Raw genomic sequence first — 17,610 nt, 5'->3', positions numbered from 1 at the left:
GACTTGCATGTGTAAGGCATGCCGCCAGCGTTCAATCTGAGCCAGGATCAAACTCTTCAGTTTAATCTCTGTTTAATGTCATTTCTGACAGGTCGGACAGTATCGCTACCATCCAAATCTTTTGCATTGCAAAAGATTTGCTCACTCAAAAAACTGACAGGCTACTTCCGAAGAAGTATCCTATTTCATTATTTCTTGTGAACATTTGATATATTTTAAGTATTACGTCAATCCGAAGATTGACGCTGCACTTACATCAAATGCCCACACTTATCGACTGTTAATTGTTAAAGAACTGTATTCGGTACTGCTTTCGCGCTATCGACAAAGCGTTGTGTTTGTCAGCTGCGAAGAAGGAAGAGTATGAAGCATTTCGCTACGTCCGTCAACACCTTCTTTTTACTGCATCGCCGTTTCCGGTGATCCTCAACTGCCGCATTTGACTGCGCCTCATTGGGGAGGCGAACTATAGCAAAGCCGTCCACGCCCCGCAAGCGCTATTTTGCAGTTGGGCAAATATTGCTGTGTGATATCGTAGCGCCGACCATACCCTGCCTCATCCACATAGATTCCCATGCCTATCCCACACATCAGCCCCACCGCCAATCCCGCCCTGGCCAGCGCACTCGAACATGCCATCAACAGCAAGACCAAGCCATTGGGCAGCCTCGGCATGCTGGAAACCCTGGCCCGCCAGATCGGCCTGATCCAGCAAAGTACGCAACTGGCGCTACACCAGCCCGCCATCATCGTTTTCGCTGCCGACCATGGCGTCGTTGCCGAAGGCATTTCTGCCTATCCACAAAGCGTGACCTGGCAGATGGTGGAAAACTTCCTGGGCAATGGCGCCGCCATCAATGTCTTTGCCCGCCAGAACGATTGCGCCTTATATATAGTAGACGCTGGCGTGAACCACGATTTCGGCCCGCGCGACGGCTTGCTTGACCGCAAACAAGGTCCCGGCACCCGCAACTTTGCCAAAGAGCCCGCCATGAGCCGGGAGCAGTGTCTGGCCGCCATGCAGGCGGGGATGGACCTGGTCGCTAGCCTGGACGGCAATGTGCTGGGCTTTGGCGAAATGGGTATCGGCAACACCACCGCCGCGGCAGCACTGATGCACAAACTGACCGGCACGCCCGTTGCCGATTGCGTGGGCGCCGGCACGGGCCTGTCGAAAGAGGGCGTACTACATAAACAGCAGGTGATCGAAGCGGCCGTCGCCCATCACACGGCAGTCGATGAGCCGCTCGACGTGCTGGCCACCTTCGGCGGTTTCGAAATCGCCATGATGGCCGGCGCCATGCTCAAGGCGGCCGAACGGCGCATGATACTGCTGATCGATGGCTTCATCGTCAGCAGCGCGCTGCTGGTGGCAGCCCGTTTGCAGCCAGCCATTCTCGATTACTGCGTGTTTTCGCACTGCTCCGATGAAAACGGCCACCGCCAGCTGCTGGCCAGCCTGGGCGCGCGTCCGCTGCTGCACCTCGATTTGCGCCTCGGTGAAGGCACGGGTTCCGCGCTGGCCTTGCCGCTGCTGCACGCGGCCGTCAACTTCATGCGCGAGATGGCGACCTTCGCCTCGGCCCAGGTCAGCGCAAAGTCCACGCCAGACTAAGACCATGGCCAATCCCATTTCCGCCGCAATCCACCAGTGCCGTCTATTCTTCATCGCGCTGCAGTTCTTCACGCGCCTGCCCATCCCGCGCTGGGTGGGTTTCGAGCCGGCCTGGCTGCAGCACGCCTCGCGCTACTTTCCCCTGGTGGGCGTGGTGGTGGCAGCCATCAGTGGCGCCGTGTATCTGCTGGCCAGCTGGCTGCTGCCTTCTGCGGTGGCCGTGCTGCTGGCCGTCGCCGCCGGCATTTACCTGACAGGCGCCTTCCATGAAGATGGTTTCGCCGACATGTGCGACGGCTTTGGCGGCGGCTTGACGCGCGAGCGTGTACTGGAAATCATGAAGGACTCGCGCATCGGCGCGTATGGCGCCATCGGCATCGTCTGCCTGCTGGCCATCAAGTGCACGGCGCTGGCCTCGTTGCCGCCACACATCGTCGTGGCGACACTGTGCATCGCCCATCCTTTGTCCCGCCTGGCCGCCGTCTCGCTGATCCGGTTCATGGATTACGCGCGCGACGAAGGCAAGTCCAAGCCCATGGCGCAGGAAATGCGTGCGGGTGAATTCATCATCGCCACCGTCTGCGGCCTGCTGCCTGCCATCGCCTATGGCGCTCTGGGGATATTCGACTGGGCCACGCTGGTCTTTGCCGTCGTGGTGGCGGCAGCTGCCGCTTTCTGGCTGGGCCGCAAATGCCAGCGCCGCCTGCAAGGCTACACGGGCGACTGCCTGGGCGCCGTGCAGCAGGTGGCGGAAGTGGCGGTCTATCTGGCCATCCTGTCCAGCTTTCAACCTCCACTGCGCTTCTATTAACAAACATGCGCCTGATCCTCGTCCGCCACCCCGCGCCACACATCACCAGCGGCACCTGCTATGGCCGCAGCGACGTGGCGGTGGCGCCGCACGAAATGGCCACGGTGCGCGCCAGCTTGCAGGCAACCTTGCCGCCGCATGTACCGCTGTATACCAGTCCGCTGCGCCGCTGTGCCGACCTGGCGACAGCCTTGGCGCAGGACTTGCCCGCAAGCGCCCTGCGCTTCGACGCGCGGCTGGCGGAGATGGATTTCGGCGCGTGGGAAATGCAACCCTGGCACGCGATTGCGCGCGCGGAAATCGATGCCTGGGCAGCCGACCTGGCCTGGCACCGCCCCGGCGGGGGCGAGAACGTGCTGGCGATGGCCGCCCGCATCGACGCGTTTCTAGGCGATCTGTTGCGCGAACAACACGAAACGGTCGTCATCATCTGCCATGCGGGCACCATCCGCCTGCTGTCGGCACTGCAAGCCCGGCTGCCATTGGAGGAAACAGCCCTGCTGGCCGCCCATTCTGCCCATAAAATCGCCTACGGTGCGACGGTCGTCGTCGATTTCTGATACTGAATTGTCCAGCCGACCATGTCAGTCCATGCCTGCTGCACGTATAATGGCGGGGTTTTGGTGCCCGCGTTCATGTCCATGAGCGCAGTTAAACGGGAAACACGATGCCGCGATCGCGGCGAGCGTGTGCTGCCCCCGCAACGGTAAGCAAGTGTCGCCCCTCCCTACCGGAAACGGGCGACAAGCTATCTCTGACAACCACTGTGCTTGCAATCATCGAGCATGGGAAGGTGAGATAGCCGTACTTGCCAGCCCGGATACCGGCCAGGACAGGTGGAAGTGTGCGAACGGGGATGTTCGCGATCCGAATGGCCCATGGCCATCTTCGATCGTCATCTTCAGTTCCCACTTCTGTTCAATCTGGCCTACGGGGACGTCGGCTGGTTGCATATTACTTACTGAAAATTATCATGACCCATGCTGTTTCCCGCCACGCGGCCCTCACGTCGCTCGCGCTAGCCATTGCCGCGCCTGCCGCTTTCGCCCAAGCCACGCCAGACACCTTCGATCCTATCGTCGTTACCGCCAACCGCTACCCGCAGCATCTGAGCGAAGTATTGAGCGATACGCAGACCATCAGCTCGGAAGACATCGCGCGCTCGGGCGCCGGTACGCTGATCGACCTGCTGCAAAAGCAGCGCGGCATCGAAGTCAATCGCAATGGCGGCCCAGGCACAAGTTCGAGCGTATTCATTCGCGGCGCGAACAGCAACCAGAATATCGTGCTGGTCGACGGCGTGCGCATTGGCTCCGCCACATCGGGCGCTGCCAACTGGAGCGCCCTGCCGCTGTCGAGCATCGACCACGTTGAAATCGTCTACGGCCCACTGAGCACCATGTATGGCGCCGATGCTGTCGGCGGCGTGATCCAGATCTTTACCAAGAAAGGCGACGGCGCGACGCGCTTTTCCGCCTTCGCCGGCTACGGCCGCGACAGCACCCGCCAGGTGGAAGCCAGCGTTGCCGGCTCTACCGGTGGCAACAACAGTTTCAGCTACGCGCTGACCGCGGGCAAGGAAAAATCAGATGGCTATTCCGCCACCAAACCTGGTAATTCTTCCTATAACGGCGATAAAGACGGCTACGACAAAGAAAGCGTCAGCGGCCAGTTTGGTTATCAGATGGCGAAGGGACATGACGTCGGCCTGGTTTTCCTGAACAGCAAACTGGATGCACAATACGATGCGGGCTTGAACTTCGACGCACGCAACTACAATAAGCAGGAAAGCGCCTCTGTCTTCACGAAGAACCAGTTCTTGCCGAACTGGACCAGCGAGCTGCGCTACGCAGAATCGAAGGACAAACTTACCTCAGTTTCCGCGCTCGGCTCCTCCGGCAGAAGCCAGTTCGACACCAAGCAAACTGACATCAGCTGGCAAAACGATATTCTCATTGGCCGTGATACTTTGCAATTACTGGGTGAATACCGTGACGAAGATGTCGTGAGCTCGGCCAAAGGCCTGTCCGGCGGACGCAATACAAAGTCTTTCGCGGCATCGTACAACCTGGTACGCGGCGCCCACCTGGCCAGCATCAGCGGCCGTCGCGACGACAGCTCGGCGTTTGGTACGCACAACACGGGTAGCGTCGCCTATGGCTATCGTTTCAGCAATGCCTTGCGCGCCAACGCCAGCTATGGCACCAGTTTCCGCGCACCGACCTTCAACGATCTCTACTACCCTGATTTTGGCACCCCCACGAACAAGCCAGAAAAAGGCCGCAATGCTGAAATTGGATTGCACTACAACGACGGCCAATCGCAACTGAGCGCGATCTACTACCATAACAAGATTACCGATATGATCAACTATGTGTCGGCTTGCCCAGTTATTGGATGGAAACCAGGCTATGGCTGCAGCACGAATGTCGACAAAGCCCTGCTCGAAGGCGTGACGCTGGCTGGCGCGCACAAGTTCGGCGCCTTCAACGTCAGTGGCAATATCGACCTGCAAGATCCACGCAATGAATCCATTGACAAGCAACTGACACTCCGCGCGAAAAAGCACGCCAATTTCGCTGTCGATTACACGACCGGTCCTTTGACCGCCGGTACGGAATGGCAGTTGTCGGACAAACGTTTTGCAGATCCTGCCAACAAGACCACCCTCGGTGGCTATGGCTTGCTGAACCTGTACACCACCTACCAGTTCGCACGCGACTGGTCGGTGCTGGCACGCTGGAACAACATCACCAACAAAGACTATGAACTGGGCCGTTTCTATGCGACGCCACGCTCGAACCTCTTCGTTGGCGTACGCTACGGCATGAAGTAACCGCGTCGTAATGATGTAAGCTGCGGGCGATGGCATGCCGTCGCCCGCAGATGCAGTTCTGCAGTCCCCGTTTTTAAGGCAGTACATGCACCCATTTTTCCGCAATATGCGCCACCGCGCCACCGTGATCCTCACGGTGCTGATCGTGTGCGCGGTTGCCAGCCTGATTTTCTCCGGCATGATCGGTTCGATCGCGATTCCGCTCGCCGACCTGCCTTCCGCCCTGTTCCATGTCATGCAGGGTAAGACCGATACCCTCGCCGCCACCTTGCTCGACCTGCGCCTTGGCCGCGCGCTGACCGCTTTTGTCACCGGCGCGGCACTGTCGCTGGCCGGCCTGATGATGCAGGCGCTGCTGCGCAATCCCCTGGCCGATCCGTACGTGCTGGGCATTTCCGCCGGCGCTTCCGTTGGCGCGCTGGCCGCGCTGCTGTTCATGTGCGCGCTGTGGGTCGTCGACGCGGCTGCGTTTGCCGGCGCCGTCGGGGTGTCCATGCTGCTGTACTTTTTTGCGCGCCGCGACCTGCGCGGCGGCACGGCGGCCGAAGGCGGCGCCTCGCTCTTGCTGCTGACGGGCGTGATCCTGGCCTCGGCCTGCATGGCCATCGTCACCCTGATGCTCTCCATCGCCCCGGAAAGCCGCTTGCGCAGCATGGTGTTCTGGATGATCGGCGACCTGTCCGGCGCGCCCGCGCGGCTGATGCCTTGGCTGGTCCTGGCCGGTGCCCTGGTCTTCGCACTGCGCTGCGCGCGCTCGCTGAACGTCATGGCGCTGCACGCGGAAGCGGCCAGCACCCTGGGCGTGCGCGTGGGCGCCCTGCGCAAGGGCCTGTTCTTCTGTTCCGGCCTGCTCACGGCCAGCGCCGTCACCAGCGCCGGCAGCGTGGGCTTTGTCGGCCTGATCGTGCCGCACGCGCTGCGCTTTGCCTGCGGCCCCGACCATCGCCTGTTGATACCGGCTGCCGCGCTGGCCGGCGGCACCTTCCTCGTACTGGCCGACACGCTTGCGCGCACCGTGCTGGCACCGTTACAGCTGCCCGTCGGCGTGGTCACGGCCATGATAGGCGCGCCCGTCTTCCTGTACCAACTGCACCGGTTGCGACGCACATGATACGTACCTACCAACTCGGCCTGAAGGCAGGCACGCGCTCTCTCGTGGAAAACCTCATCTGGCAAATCAAGGATGGCGAATGCTGGAGCGTGATCGGCCGCAATGGCGCGGGCAAGAGCACCTTGCTGCGCACCCTGGCCGGCTTGCGCGAACCGGATGCGGGCCACGTGACCATACAGGGCCGCGCCCTGGTCGACTGGCCGCTCGACGAACTGGCGCGTGAACGGGCCTTCCTGGCGCAGGCGCGCCACGATGCGTTCTCATACCGCGTCATCGAAACGGTACTGTCGGCGCGCCACCCGTATCACGACAACCATTACTGGGAAGGCAGCGACGACCAGCGCATCGCCCTGGCGGCGCTGGCGTCGATGGAAGTGGAACACCTGGCCGAGCGCGACGTGCGCAGCCTGTCCGGCGGCGAACGCCAGCGCGTGGCAATCGCTGCAATGCTGGCGCAGGACACGCCCTTGCTTCTGCTGGACGAACCGGCCAACGCGCTGGACCTGGCGCACCAGGTCAGCGTCATGGGCCTGCTGTCAAAGCTGTGCCGCGAACAGAATAAAACCGTGGTGATGGTGGGGCATGACCTGAACCTGGCGCACAGCGTCTCGACCCATGCGCTGCTGCTGATGGGCGACGGCGGCTGGCTGGCCGGACCCGTGGCCGACGTGATGCAGGCGTCCATCCTGGGCGACTACCTGGGCCACCCGATCGAGATCATCGATCACGGCAAACGCAAGATATTCATACCGAAAGAGGACTGACATGAGCGACAAGAAGACAATCGATGCGGACACCGCGGCCATCAATGAACGCCACCGCGTGCGCATGGAGCGCAAGAAGGCCATCATCGATGCGGCCATCGCCAAGGCCGACAAGGAAATCGGCATCATCATCGTCAACACGGGCAATGGCAAGGGCAAGAGTTCGAGCGGCTTCGGCATGGCTATCCGCGCCATGGGCCATGGCATGAAAGTGGGCGTGGTGCAGTTCATCAAGGGCGCCATGTCGACGGGCGAAGAAAAATTCCTGCGCCGCTTCCCCGATGAAATCAGTTTTCATGCGATGGGCGAAGGCTATACCTGGGAAACGCAAAACCGCGAACGCGACATCGAAAAGGCCGAACTGGCGTGGGAACAGGCGAAGACCTTCCTGGCCGACCCCAGCTACGGCCTGGTGCTGTTCGACGAGCTCAATATCGCCCTCAAATACAACTACCTCGAGGTGCATAAAGTCATCGCCGACCTGCTGGAACGCCCGGCCATGCAGCACGTGGTCATCACGGGCCGCGGCGCGCCGGACGAACTGATCGCCATCGCCGACACCGTCACGGAAATGGCCGTTGTCAAGCATGCGTATGCGGCCGGCATCGGCGCGCAAATCGGCACCGAGTGGTAACAGCGCCATGACGCGCACCCTGGTCTTCGGCGGCGCCCGTTCCGGCAAGAGCGCCCATGCGGAAACGCTGGCCTGCGAGTCGGGCAAGGAAGTGATCTACATCGCCACCGCGCAGGCGGGCGATGCTGAAATGGCCACGCGCGTCAAACATCACCGCACGCAGCGTCCGGCCGAATGGGTAACCCTGGAAGAACCGCTGCGCCTGGGCGACGCCATCCTGCGCGAAGCACTGCCCGGCCGGCTGCTGCTGGTCGACTGCCTGACCCTGTGGTTGACGAATCTGATGTTTTCCAGTGGCGAGACCTATCCGGACGTAGGCGACATCGCCCTGCCCGAGCTGTTCCACAGCGAGCGCGCGCACCTGCTGTATGCGCTGGCAGAAATCGAAGACACCGGCTGCAACCTTATTCTCGTGTCGAACGAAGTGGGCATGGGCATCGTGCCCTACGGCGCCATCTCGCGCTGCTTCACCGATGAAGCGGGCCGTTTGAACCAGGCCGTGGCAGCCGTGTGCGACAAGGCTGTCTTTGTGGCCGCCGGCCTGCCGCTGTACCTGAAAGGCGGCCCATGCTGAGCGGCTTGTCGCTGCCCATGCTGGCCGCTTTGATGACGGCCGGCGTGCTGCTCGACCTGCTGCTGGGAGAGACGCGCCGCTGGCATCCGCTGGTGGGCTTCGGCCGCCTCGCCAGCGCGTTCGAACGCCTGCTGAACCGGGGCCGTGGGCGCTTCCTGCGCGGCGTGCTGGCGTGGTCGCTGGCCGTGCTCCCCATCAGCTATGCCGCCTACTGGCTGTGCGGCCTGGCAGGCGCCGCCCTCCACGTCTGCCTGCTATATCTATGTCTGGGCCTGCGCAGCCTGCGCGACCACAATCAGCCCATCGCCGACGCCCTGGCCATCGATGACCTGGACAACGCGCGCCTGCTGACGGCGCGCATCGTCAGCCGCGACACGGCCAATGCCGACGCGGCCAGCCTGGCCAAGGCCAGCACGGAATCCCTGCTGGAAAACGGCAACGACGCCGTCTTCGGCACCCTGTTCTGGTTTGCCGTGGCGGGCGGCCCCGGCGCCGTACTCTTCAGGCTGGCCAATACCCTCGACGCCATGTGGGGCTACCGCAATGTACGCTACGACTGGTTCGGCTTCTGCGCCGCGCGCATCGACGACCTGTTGAATTATCTGCCGGCGCGCCTGACGGCCCTGTCCTACGTCTTGCTGGGCAAGACCATGGCCGACAAAAAACGCGCGTGGCAGTGCTGGCGCAGCCAGGCACCCAACTGGGGTAGCCCGAATGCGGGTCCCGTGATGGCCAGCGGCGCCGGCGCCCTGGGCCTGGCCCTCGGCGGCGACGCCATCTACGACGGCGAACTGGAACACCGCCCGCCTTTGGGCAGTGGCCGTCCCGCCGAAGCGCGCGATATCGATCGCGCCTGGCGCCTGGTGGCCGAAACGGCCGTGCTGTGGCTGATCTGGGTGGCGCTGCTGGCAAGCCTGTTCTACCTGAAGGGAAAATACCTTGCTTGAACATGGCGGCAACCTGCGCGACGCCGCGCGCGAATACGGCAGGCCGTTGGAAGACTGGATCGACCTGTCGACCGGCATCAACCCGCACTGGTATGCAGCGCCAGCACCGAACGCCAACGCCTGGCACCGGCTGCCGGAAGCCGATCCCGCGCTGGCCGCTGCCGCCTGCGCGTATTACGACGCGCCAGCCATGCTGCCCGTGGCCGGCACCCAGGCTGCCATCCAGGCCCTGCCCCGGCTGCGCGCGCCCTCGCGCGTGGTGGTGGCCGCACCGTCATATGCGGAACATGCGCACCACTGGGGCCAGCATGGCCACCAGTTGCGGCAAGTGCCGTATGCGCAGCTGGCCGATGCCGTCGACCACTGCGACGTGCTGGTGGTCTGTAATCCGAACAATCCCACGGGCGAGCGCATCGCGCCCGAGCTGCTGCTGGAGTGGGCGGACAAACTGACCGCGCGCGGCGGCTGGCTGGTGGTCGATGAAGCGTTTGGCGATACGGAAGCGTGCGCCAGCCTGGGCTCCCACTCTGCCCGGCCGGGACTCATCGTGCTGCGCTCCGTCGGTAAATTCTTTGGTCTGGCGGGACTGCGCCTGGGCTTTGTCGCCGCTCATTCAGCCTTGCTTGCGCGGCTGGCCGACCTGCTGGGGCCATGGGCCGTCAGCGGCCCGGCGCAGCACGTGGCGCTGGCCGCCCTCGCCGACACGCACTGGCAGGTGGCGATGCGCGAGCGCCTGCGCGGCGAAGGCACGCGCCTGCGCCAGCTATTGGCAGCGCACGGCATCGCCAGCAGCGGCACGGCGCTGTTCCAGTGGTGGCCGGAGGAGCGCGCCGAAGCGTTCTGGCGCCACATGGCGGAATCGGGCATCTGGGTGCGCCTGTTCCGCCACGCCGCCCACGGCATCCGCCTGGGCCTGCCCCCCGACGAACATTCCTGGCTGCGCCTGCAGCAGGCCCTCACCACATGGAAACACATATGAATCACTTGAAAACAGCACTGCTGCTGGCCGGACTGGTCTCGCTGCAGGCGCAGGCAGCCATCACCGTGCGCGACGACGACGGCAATGCCGTCACCGTGGAAAAACCGGCGCGGCGCATCCTGGCGCTGGCGCCGCATGTGACGGAACTGCTGTTCGCGGCCGGTGGCGGCGACAGGATCGCCGGTGTCGTCAGCTATAGCGACTACCCGGAAGCTGCAAAGAAGATCACGCAAGTGGGCGACAACCGCCAGTACGACATGGAACGCATCATCGCCCTGAAGCCGGACCTGATCGTCGTGTGGATGCATGGCAGCGCCGAGCGCCAGATCGCCATGCTGCGCCAGTTGAAGGTTCCCATCTATCACAGCGAACCGCGCAAGCTGGCCGACATCCCCGACAGCATGGAACGCCTGGGGCAGTTGATGGGAACGGAAAAAGTCGCCAAACCGGCGGCGGCCCAGCTGCGCGCCAAACTGGCCAGCCTGACGGCGCAATACGCGCAGCGCCCGCCCGTGCGCGTGTTTTACCAGGTGTGGGACAAGCCTTTATATACCTTGAGCGGCGCGAGCATCATCAGCGATTCCATGCGCGTGTGCGGCGCGCAAAATGTCTTTGCCGCGATGAAGGTGGTGGCGCCCGTCGTCACGCCGGAAGGCGTGCTGCAGGAAGACCCGGAAGTCATCTTCGGCACCAGCGAAAAAAGCGATCCGCGCAGCGAAGGCGGCCTGGCCATGTGGCGCGCCTTCCCGTCGATGACGGCCGTGCGCAAGAATAACCTGTTCCGCCTGAACGGCGACCTGCTGAACCGCGCCGGCCCGCGCATGATCGAGGGCACGGCCGCCATGTGCGAGCAGCTGGAAGTGGCACGCCAGCGCCGTACCAGGTCCGCGCCATGAGCCACTACCAGCGCATCGCCTGCCTGTCGACGGAAGCCGTGGAGACGCTGTATGCGCTGGGCGCGGAAGACGTCATCGCGGGCATTTCCGGCTTTACCGTGCGCCCTCCCCGCGCGCGCGAGGAAAAGACCAGGATCAGCGGCTTTTCCTCTTCCAGCCTGGAGCGCATCCTGGCCGTCCAGCCCGATCTCGTGATCGGTTTTTGCGACATGCAGGCCGATATCTGCCGCGACCTCGTCAAGGCTGGCATCGAAGTGCACCAGTTCAACCAGCGCACGGTGGAAGGCATCCTGCGCATGATCGGCGTGCTGGCGGCACTGGTTCAGCGCGAGGAAGCGGGCCGCGCACTGATCTCCAGCCTGCGCGCCGACATCGCCGCCGCCCGGGCCCGCGCCGCAGCCTGGACGCGCAAGCCCGTGATTTACTTTGAAGAGTGGAACGATCCGCTGATGAGCGGCATCGGCTGGGCGGCGGAATTGATCGACATCGCCGGCGGCACAGACGCCTTCCCGGAATTGTCCGCGCAGCCGGGCGCGAAAGAGCGCATCATCGCCGATCCGCAAGAGGTGGTGCGGCGCGCGCCCGACATCATCATCGCCACCTGGTGCGGCAAGAAGTTCCAGCCGGCGCAGCTGACGGCACGTCCGGGCTGGGATGCGATTCCCGCCGTACGCAATGACATGCTGTTCGAGATCAAGTCGCCCGACATTCTTTCGCCCGGTCCAGCCGCCATCACGCAAGGCTTGCGCCAGATCAGCGACATCATCGCGCAGTGGCAGGAGAATCAGAAAGAGCAGCAAGCATGAAGAGTCCCTTCCCCGCCCTGATGGTGCAAGGCACGACGTCGGACGCGGGCAAGAGCACCGTCGTCGCAGCCCTGTGCCGCCTCTTGAAACGCCGTGGCGTGACGGTGGCGCCGTTCAAGCCGCAAAACATGGCCTTGAATAGCGCGGTGACGAGCGACGGCGGCGAGATCGGCCGCGCGCAAGCCCTGCAGGCGCTGGCCTGCGGCATCGCGCCGCACACGGACATGAATCCGGTGCTGCTGAAGCCTTCGTCGAACACGGGCGCGCAAGTGATCATCCACGGCAAGGTGCGCGCCGAGATGGATGCGCGCGACTACCAGCAATATAAAACCATCGCCATGGGCGCCGTGCTGGAATCGTACGCGCGCTTGCGCCAGCAGTACGACGCCGTCGTCGTCGAAGGCGCGGGCAGCTCCGCCGAAGTCAATTTGCGCGCGCGCGACATCGCCAACATGGGGTTTGCGGAAGCCGTCGACTGCCCTGTGATCCTGGTGGCCGACATCGACCGTGGCGGCGTCTTCGCGCACATCATCGGCACCCTGGCCTGTTTGTCCGACAGCGAACGGGCGCGCATCCTTGGCTTCGTCATCAACCGCTTCCGCGGCGATATCTCGCTGCTACAGCCCGGCATCGAGTGGCTGGAACAGCAGACGGGCAAACCCGTGCTGGCCGTGCTGCCCTACCTGCAAGGCCTGTTCCTCGATGCGGAGGACGCCGTCGAAGCCATGCAGGCCGAACGCGGCGCCTTCAAGGTGGTGGTGCCGCAACTGCCGCGCATCAGCAACCACACGGATGTCGACGCGCTGCGCGCCCATCCCGATATCGACCTGCAATTCATCAAACAGGGACAGCCGATTCCAGCGGCCGACCTGGTGATCCTCCCCGGCAGCAAGAACACGCGCGGCGACCTGGCGTGGCTGCAGCAGCAAGGCTGGCCCACCTACCTGGCAAAACACCTGCGCTATGGCGGCAAGGTGCTCGGCATTTGCGGCGGCTTCCAGATGCTGGGGCAGTCCGTACGCGATCCGCTGGGCGTGGAAGGCGCGGCGGGAGAGTCGGCGGGACTGGGTTTGCTCGACATGGCGACGGAACTGACGCGCGACAAGCGGCTGGAACAGGTACGCGGCCACTGCGCGTTTGCCGGCGCGGCCGATGCGCCCGTGGCAGGCTATGAAATCCACATGGGCATTTCGCATGGCGCGGCGCTGGCGCAGCCGGCTTTTGTCATCGACGGCCGTCCGGAAGGAGCCGTATCGCAGGACGGACAAATCCTCGGCAGCTATTTGCACGGCATGTTCGACACGCCCGCCGCGTGTGCGGCGCTGCTGCGCTGGGCAGGGCTGGACTCCGGCCACACGGTGGATACCGCCGCCCTGCGCGAGGCCAGCCTGGAGCGCATCGCCGATGCGGCCATCCCGCTGCTGGCGGCCCTGGACCACCTCAAACGCTAGCCGTCATTTTTTCAGGCACATGCCCATGTACGAGCGGTCGGTCGAAAATTCGACGGCCATGCTCGATGACACGGGCATGAACATCGAATAGTCGGCCGGCATGTCGGCGGGGTCCTTGAACACGGCGATGCCATCGACATCGACGGCCTGCGCACCCAGGCCCAGCTTGTTCAGGGTCACGTTTTCCGCGTGCACCTTGCCCGTGCCGTTATTGGTGATGGTCGCCACATTGCCGGCGATGTCGATCTTGCCAGTCGTGCCACCCTGCGCCGCACAGGCGTAGCTGCCATTGATTTCCGTGCCTATTTTCTGCTGTCTGGCCGCCACGATGGTGCCCACGCGCAGGACGTTTTCCTGATTGCGGCTGTAGCGGTCGATGAACAGCGCCAGCCCCCGGTCCCCCGCATGCACGTGCACGATGCCGAAGTCCTGGCTGCCCTGGCGGGCGACGAGCAAGCCGTTCTTCGCATCCTTGACCAGGGTCAGGCTGGCGTTTTCCGCTTCCAGCAGCGGCGATACTGGCGAGCACACGCCTTGCGCATTGAACACGCCGCCATTGCACAGTTGGGCCGCCCCGTCGGCAGCGATCCTGAGACTGCCTTTCGGATTGAAACGGTCACCGCCGTTCGAGGCATTGCGCATGCCGCCCAGGAAGATATAGTTGCCGGCCAATTTGGCCACGTCACCCACCGCATAGCCGGTGCCGCTGACGGTCGAGACCACACTACCCAATTTGATGTTGCCAGAAAGAAGACGCGTGCGCGCATCGACGGCGACGCTGAAATCCGTTGCCGTGTAAGTGGTGAGATTGCCGGTGGTGGACGCGGTAAACGTGCCGCTGCGGTCGCTCAAGCCGAACTGCGTCGACAGCACGCGGATAGTGTAGGTTTTCTTGACGCTGTCGAACGTGATGCGCCAGGTGTCGCCGATATCGGCAGCCACGTCATACACGCTTTCATCGGCGCTGGTGCCGGCAATGATGGTCAAGCCAGCCTCCCTGGCCACGGCAACTGACGCCACCGTCACGCTGTCCACGGGAACGACGGGAGGCGTCACGACGGCCGGCGGTGTCACCGGCGTCGCTGGCGTGCCGCCATCACTGCCGCCACCGCATGCGGACAGGGCCGCGCCCAGGACAAGAAACGTAAGTGCATTTTTCATGTGGAGTGACTTTCAGGGAAAAGGGGCCGGAGCTGCCAGAAAACACATGCTAGCCTTGCCCGCAATCTATTGCTATAGAACAAATGTTCCATGGACTACGCCCCCGGCATGTTGCCAAAAGGGAAGGCGCGGGCGGCACGCCTGCGTCATTTATGTGACAATTCATCGTACTGTCGGCTCCGTTTCTCCTCTTCAGGCTCGCATCCATGACCAGTTCCCCCATTAAAAGCTACCTTCCCTGGGTGGTTGCCACCGCCCTGTTCATGGAGCAACTCGACTCCACCATCGTCAACACCGCCATCCCCGCCATGGCCGCCAGCCTCAACGTGACGCCGCTGAGCCTGAAGGCCGTCGTCACCAGCTACATCCTGAGCCTGGCCGTGTGCATTCCCATCAGCGGCTGGATGGCCGACCGCTTCGGCACGCGGCGCGTGTTTTCCGCCGCCGTCGCCATCTTTACCCTCGCCTCCATCCTGTGCGGCCTGTCCGTGAATGCGCCCATGCTGGTGGCCGCGCGCCTGCTGCAAGGGGTGGGCGCGGCGATGATGATGCCGGTGGGCAGGCTCACCATCATCCGCACCTTTCCCAAGTCGCAACTGCTGGCGGCCATGAATTTCGTCATCATCCCCGCGTTGATCGGTCCCCTGCTGGGGCCCACGGTCGGCGGGCTGATCGTGCACTGGCTGTCGTGGCGCGAGATTTTCTTCGTCAACGTGCCTGTCGGCCTGGCGGCGCTGTACCTGGCGCACCGCTACATGCCCGACTACTACGGCGACAAGCCCCGTCCGCTGGACCTGATCGGCCTCGTGTTGTTCGGCACGGGCATCGCGCTGCTGTCATGGCTGCTGGAAATTTTTGGCGAACACCGCATCGACGGCACCTCGTTTGCCGTGCTGCTGTTCATCTCCATCAGCCTGCTGGCCGCGTATGTCTGGCATTCAAGCGAAGTGCTGCATCCGCTGCTGCGCCTGACCCTGTTCAAGATCCGCACCTTCCGCGTTTCCGTGGTGGGCGGCTTCGTCACGCGCCTGGGCGTGGGTGGCCTGCCCTTCCTGCTGCCGCTGCTGTACCAGCTGGGCCTGGGCTTGCCCGCCTGGCAATCGGGCTTGCTGATGATGCCGTCGGCCGCTGCCGCCATGGGCATGAAATTCATTTCCGCGCGCGTGCTGGCCCGCTTCGGCTATCGCCAGGTACTGATCGTCAACACCGTGCTGATCGGCGTGACCATCGCCATGTTTTCGCAGGTGAGCGCGGGCACGTCCCTGTACGTCATCGTCGCCATCAGCCTGTGCATGGGTTTTTTCAATTCGCTGCAGTTTTCCAGCATGAATACCATCGCGTATGCCGACGTCGACAAGAACGATTCGAGCATGGCCAGTACGATCGCCAGCTCGATGCAGCAACTGTCGATGAGCTTTGGCCTCGCCTTCGGTTCGCTGATCACGGGCTGGTACCTGGGCGACATGCCGCAGTCGGACCGCGCCATGCTCAGCACGGCCCTGCATCACGCCTTCCTCACCTTGGCCGCCCTGACGGTGCTGTCCTCGCTGACCTTCTGGACCTTGCGCCGCGACGATGGCGAAAGCATCAGCAAGGGCACGGACAGCGACGAGGAGGATGCGGCCGACGTCAAGGCCCAGGCCGTTGTGCAGACGGAAGTGCAAACCACGAAAGGCTGAGCCACATCAAGCTTGCCGCCAGCACCGCTGGTACTTTTGCCTGACGCTGCTATCGTGATCGCAGGAGGTGCACATGGCGGCCGAGCGGCGCTTTGCGTGGAAGGGCACGGACCGCCATGGCAAGCCGGTCGATGGTGTCTTGCGCGCCGCCGACGCCTGCGCTGCCAAAGCAATATTGAGAAGCCAGGGCATCCTGGCCAACCGGGTGCAGGCCGCGCGCAGCGCACCCGGCAAGGCCATCACGCGCAAGGATATCGCGCTGTTTACGCGCCAGCTGTCGACCATGATGGCGGCTGGCGTGCCGCTGCTGCACGCCTTCGACATCGCCGGCAAGGGCCATGCCAAGCCCGCGATCACGGCGCTGATGCGCGACTTGCGCCACGACATCGAAGCGGGCAGCAGCCTGCAGCAGGCTTTCCGCCAGTTCCCGCTGCTGTTTGACGAACTGTATTGCAACCTGCTGGCGGCAGGCGAACAGGCCGGCATCGTGCAGGATTTGTTGGCGCGCCTGGCCACGCACCAGGAAAAGGCCATCGCCCTGCGGCGGAAGGTGCGCGGCGCGCTGATGTATCCGCTGGCCATCGTGCTTGTCGCCTTCGTCGTCACGGCCATCATCATGAGCGTGGTCGTGCCCGCTTTCCGCCAGGTCTTCGACAGCTTCGGCGCGCCCTTGCCGCTGCCCACCCTGCTCGTCATGGGCGTGTCCGCCTTTGTTGTCCGCTACTGGCTGGCCTTGCTGGCGGTGCTCGTGCTCGCTTGCGTGCTGCTGCACCTGGCCTGGCGCCGCTCTCCCGCGTGGCGGCGCAACACGCAACTGCGGGCGCTGCGCCTGCCCGTGTTCGGCTCCCTCTTGCGCAAAGCGGCGATCGCCCGCTGGACGCGCACCCTGGCCGCCATGTTCGCCGCCGGCGTACCGCTGCTCGACTCGCTCGGTCTGGTGGGCGCCGCCTCCGGCCACGCGCTGTACCAGGAAGCGACGACGCGCATCGAACGCGAAATCCGCGCCGGCGGCAGCCTGGCCCTGGCCATGGAACACAGCGGCGTGTTCCCTCCCTTGCTGACGCAGCTGACCCTGATCGGCGAGGAGTCCGGCGCGCTCGACGCCATGCTGTCGCGCGCGGCCGACATCATCGAGGCCGATATCGACGCCACCGTGGCCACCCTTTCCACGCTGCTGGAACCGGCGCTGATGGTGGTGCTTGGCGTGCTCGTCGGTTCCCTCGTGATCGCCCTGTATTTGCCGATTTTCAAGCTGGGGGCCGTGATTTGACCATTCACCCGCCTAAAACGTCCCCATGTGCCGGCGGATGTTTTACACTGCGGCAGTGCCAGGCAATGTTTGCACG

General features: G+C 63.6%; 16 protein-coding genes, 1 rRNA gene and 1 riboswitch. Of the genes, 15 read left to right on the top strand and 2 right to left on the bottom strand.

Features of this window, described 5'->3' with window-relative positions:
• Positions 1-63 (bottom strand): 16S ribosomal RNA (locus O3300_RS27270); the annotation flags it as partial.
• A gap of 511 nt (positions 64-574) precedes the next feature.
• Between O3300_RS27270 and cobT the strand changes: the two genes are divergently transcribed.
• The 13 genes from cobT to O3300_RS27205 all read left to right on the top strand — a co-directional run bounded on the left by cobT (position 575) and on the right by O3300_RS27205 (position 13,424).
• Positions 575-1,615, top strand: a complete 1,041-nt coding sequence (gene cobT, locus O3300_RS27265) for a nicotinate-nucleotide--dimethylbenzimidazole phosphoribosyltransferase (RefSeq protein ID WP_305054643.1) — start codon at positions 575-577, stop codon at positions 1,613-1,615.
• A gap of 4 nt (positions 1,616-1,619) precedes the next feature.
• The gene (locus tag O3300_RS27260; RefSeq protein WP_305054642.1) at positions 1,620-2,426 is read left to right on the top strand and encodes an adenosylcobinamide-GDP ribazoletransferase; all 807 of its coding nucleotides are present in this window, start codon (positions 1,620-1,622) and stop codon (positions 2,424-2,426) included.
• 5 nt (positions 2,427-2,431) lie between these two features.
• Positions 2,432-2,986 (top strand): histidine phosphatase family protein, encoded by a 555-nt coding sequence (locus O3300_RS27255; protein WP_305054641.1) that lies wholly within the window; start codon positions 2,432-2,434, stop codon positions 2,984-2,986.
• A gap of 44 nt (positions 2,987-3,030) precedes the next feature.
• Positions 3,031-3,273: riboswitch (cobalamin riboswitch) on the top strand.
• A gap of 126 nt (positions 3,274-3,399) precedes the next feature.
• Positions 3,400-5,262: a TonB-dependent receptor domain-containing protein gene (locus tag O3300_RS27250; RefSeq protein WP_305054640.1), complete on the top strand. Its 1,863-nt coding sequence runs from the start codon at positions 3,400-3,402 to the stop codon at positions 5,260-5,262.
• 85 nt (positions 5,263-5,347) lie between these two features.
• Positions 5,348-6,373, top strand: a complete 1,026-nt coding sequence (locus O3300_RS27245; RefSeq protein ID WP_305054639.1) for an iron ABC transporter permease — start codon at positions 5,348-5,350, stop codon at positions 6,371-6,373.
• Positions 6,370-7,137 carry an ABC transporter ATP-binding protein gene (locus O3300_RS27240; protein WP_305054638.1) on the top strand — a complete coding sequence of 256 codons (768 nt, stop codon included), beginning with the start codon at positions 6,370-6,372 and terminating at the stop codon, positions 7,135-7,137. Before O3300_RS27245 ends, O3300_RS27240 begins: the two co-directional genes overlap by 4 nt.
• Before the next feature lies 1 nt (position 7,138).
• A complete protein-coding gene (gene cobO, locus O3300_RS27235) occupies positions 7,139-7,771 on the top strand; it encodes a cob(I)yrinic acid a,c-diamide adenosyltransferase (protein ID WP_305054637.1) in 633 nt (210 codons plus the stop codon).
• A gap of 7 nt (positions 7,772-7,778) precedes the next feature.
• Positions 7,779-8,345: a bifunctional adenosylcobinamide kinase/adenosylcobinamide-phosphate guanylyltransferase gene (gene cobU, locus O3300_RS27230; protein ID WP_305054636.1), complete on the top strand. Its 567-nt coding sequence runs from the start codon at positions 7,779-7,781 to the stop codon at positions 8,343-8,345.
• Positions 8,339-9,292: an adenosylcobinamide-phosphate synthase CbiB gene (gene cbiB, locus O3300_RS27225; protein WP_305054635.1), complete on the top strand. Its 954-nt coding sequence runs from the start codon at positions 8,339-8,341 to the stop codon at positions 9,290-9,292. Before cobU ends, cbiB begins: the two co-directional genes overlap by 7 nt.
• Positions 9,285-10,271 (top strand): threonine-phosphate decarboxylase CobD, encoded by a 987-nt coding sequence (gene cobD, locus O3300_RS27220; protein WP_305054634.1) that lies wholly within the window; start codon positions 9,285-9,287, stop codon positions 10,269-10,271. Before cbiB ends, cobD begins: the two co-directional genes overlap by 8 nt.
• Entirely contained in the window at positions 10,268-11,167 is a 900-nt protein-coding gene (locus O3300_RS27215) for a cobalamin-binding protein (RefSeq protein WP_305054633.1), read from the top strand. Before cobD ends, O3300_RS27215 begins: the two co-directional genes overlap by 4 nt.
• Complete coding sequence (locus O3300_RS27210) at positions 11,164-11,973, top strand: ABC transporter substrate-binding protein (protein WP_305054632.1); 810 nt, start codon at positions 11,164-11,166, stop codon at positions 11,971-11,973. The genes O3300_RS27215 and O3300_RS27210 overlap by 4 nt, the downstream gene beginning before the upstream one ends.
• Positions 11,970-13,424, top strand: a complete 1,455-nt coding sequence (locus tag O3300_RS27205) for a cobyric acid synthase (RefSeq protein WP_305054631.1) — start codon at positions 11,970-11,972, stop codon at positions 13,422-13,424. The genes O3300_RS27210 and O3300_RS27205 overlap by 4 nt, the downstream gene beginning before the upstream one ends.
• Before the next feature lie 3 nt (positions 13,425-13,427).
• On the opposite strand, the gene O3300_RS27200 is transcribed toward O3300_RS27205, so the two are convergent.
• Positions 13,428-14,585 (bottom strand): hypothetical protein, encoded by a 1,158-nt coding sequence (locus tag O3300_RS27200; RefSeq protein ID WP_305054630.1) that lies wholly within the window; start codon positions 14,583-14,585, stop codon positions 13,428-13,430.
• Positions 14,586-14,791: 206 nt separating this feature from the next.
• Between O3300_RS27200 and O3300_RS27195 the strand changes: the two genes are divergently transcribed.
• Positions 14,792-16,264 carry a DHA2 family efflux MFS transporter permease subunit gene (locus tag O3300_RS27195; RefSeq protein ID WP_305054629.1) on the top strand — a complete coding sequence of 491 codons (1,473 nt, stop codon included), beginning with the start codon at positions 14,792-14,794 and terminating at the stop codon, positions 16,262-16,264.
• A gap of 73 nt (positions 16,265-16,337) precedes the next feature.
• Positions 16,338-17,534 (top strand): type II secretion system F family protein, encoded by a 1,197-nt coding sequence (locus tag O3300_RS27190; RefSeq protein ID WP_305054628.1) that lies wholly within the window; start codon positions 16,338-16,340, stop codon positions 17,532-17,534.
• Positions 17,535-17,610: the final 76 nt, after the last annotated feature.

It is taken from the genome of Janthinobacterium sp. SUN206, assembly GCF_030587305.1.
Taxonomy (GTDB): domain Bacteria; phylum Pseudomonadota; class Gammaproteobacteria; order Burkholderiales; family Burkholderiaceae_D; genus Janthinobacterium; species Janthinobacterium kumbetense.
The sequence above is the reverse complement of the archived record's forward strand: the minus strand, read 5'-3'. Positions and strand labels throughout refer to the sequence as shown.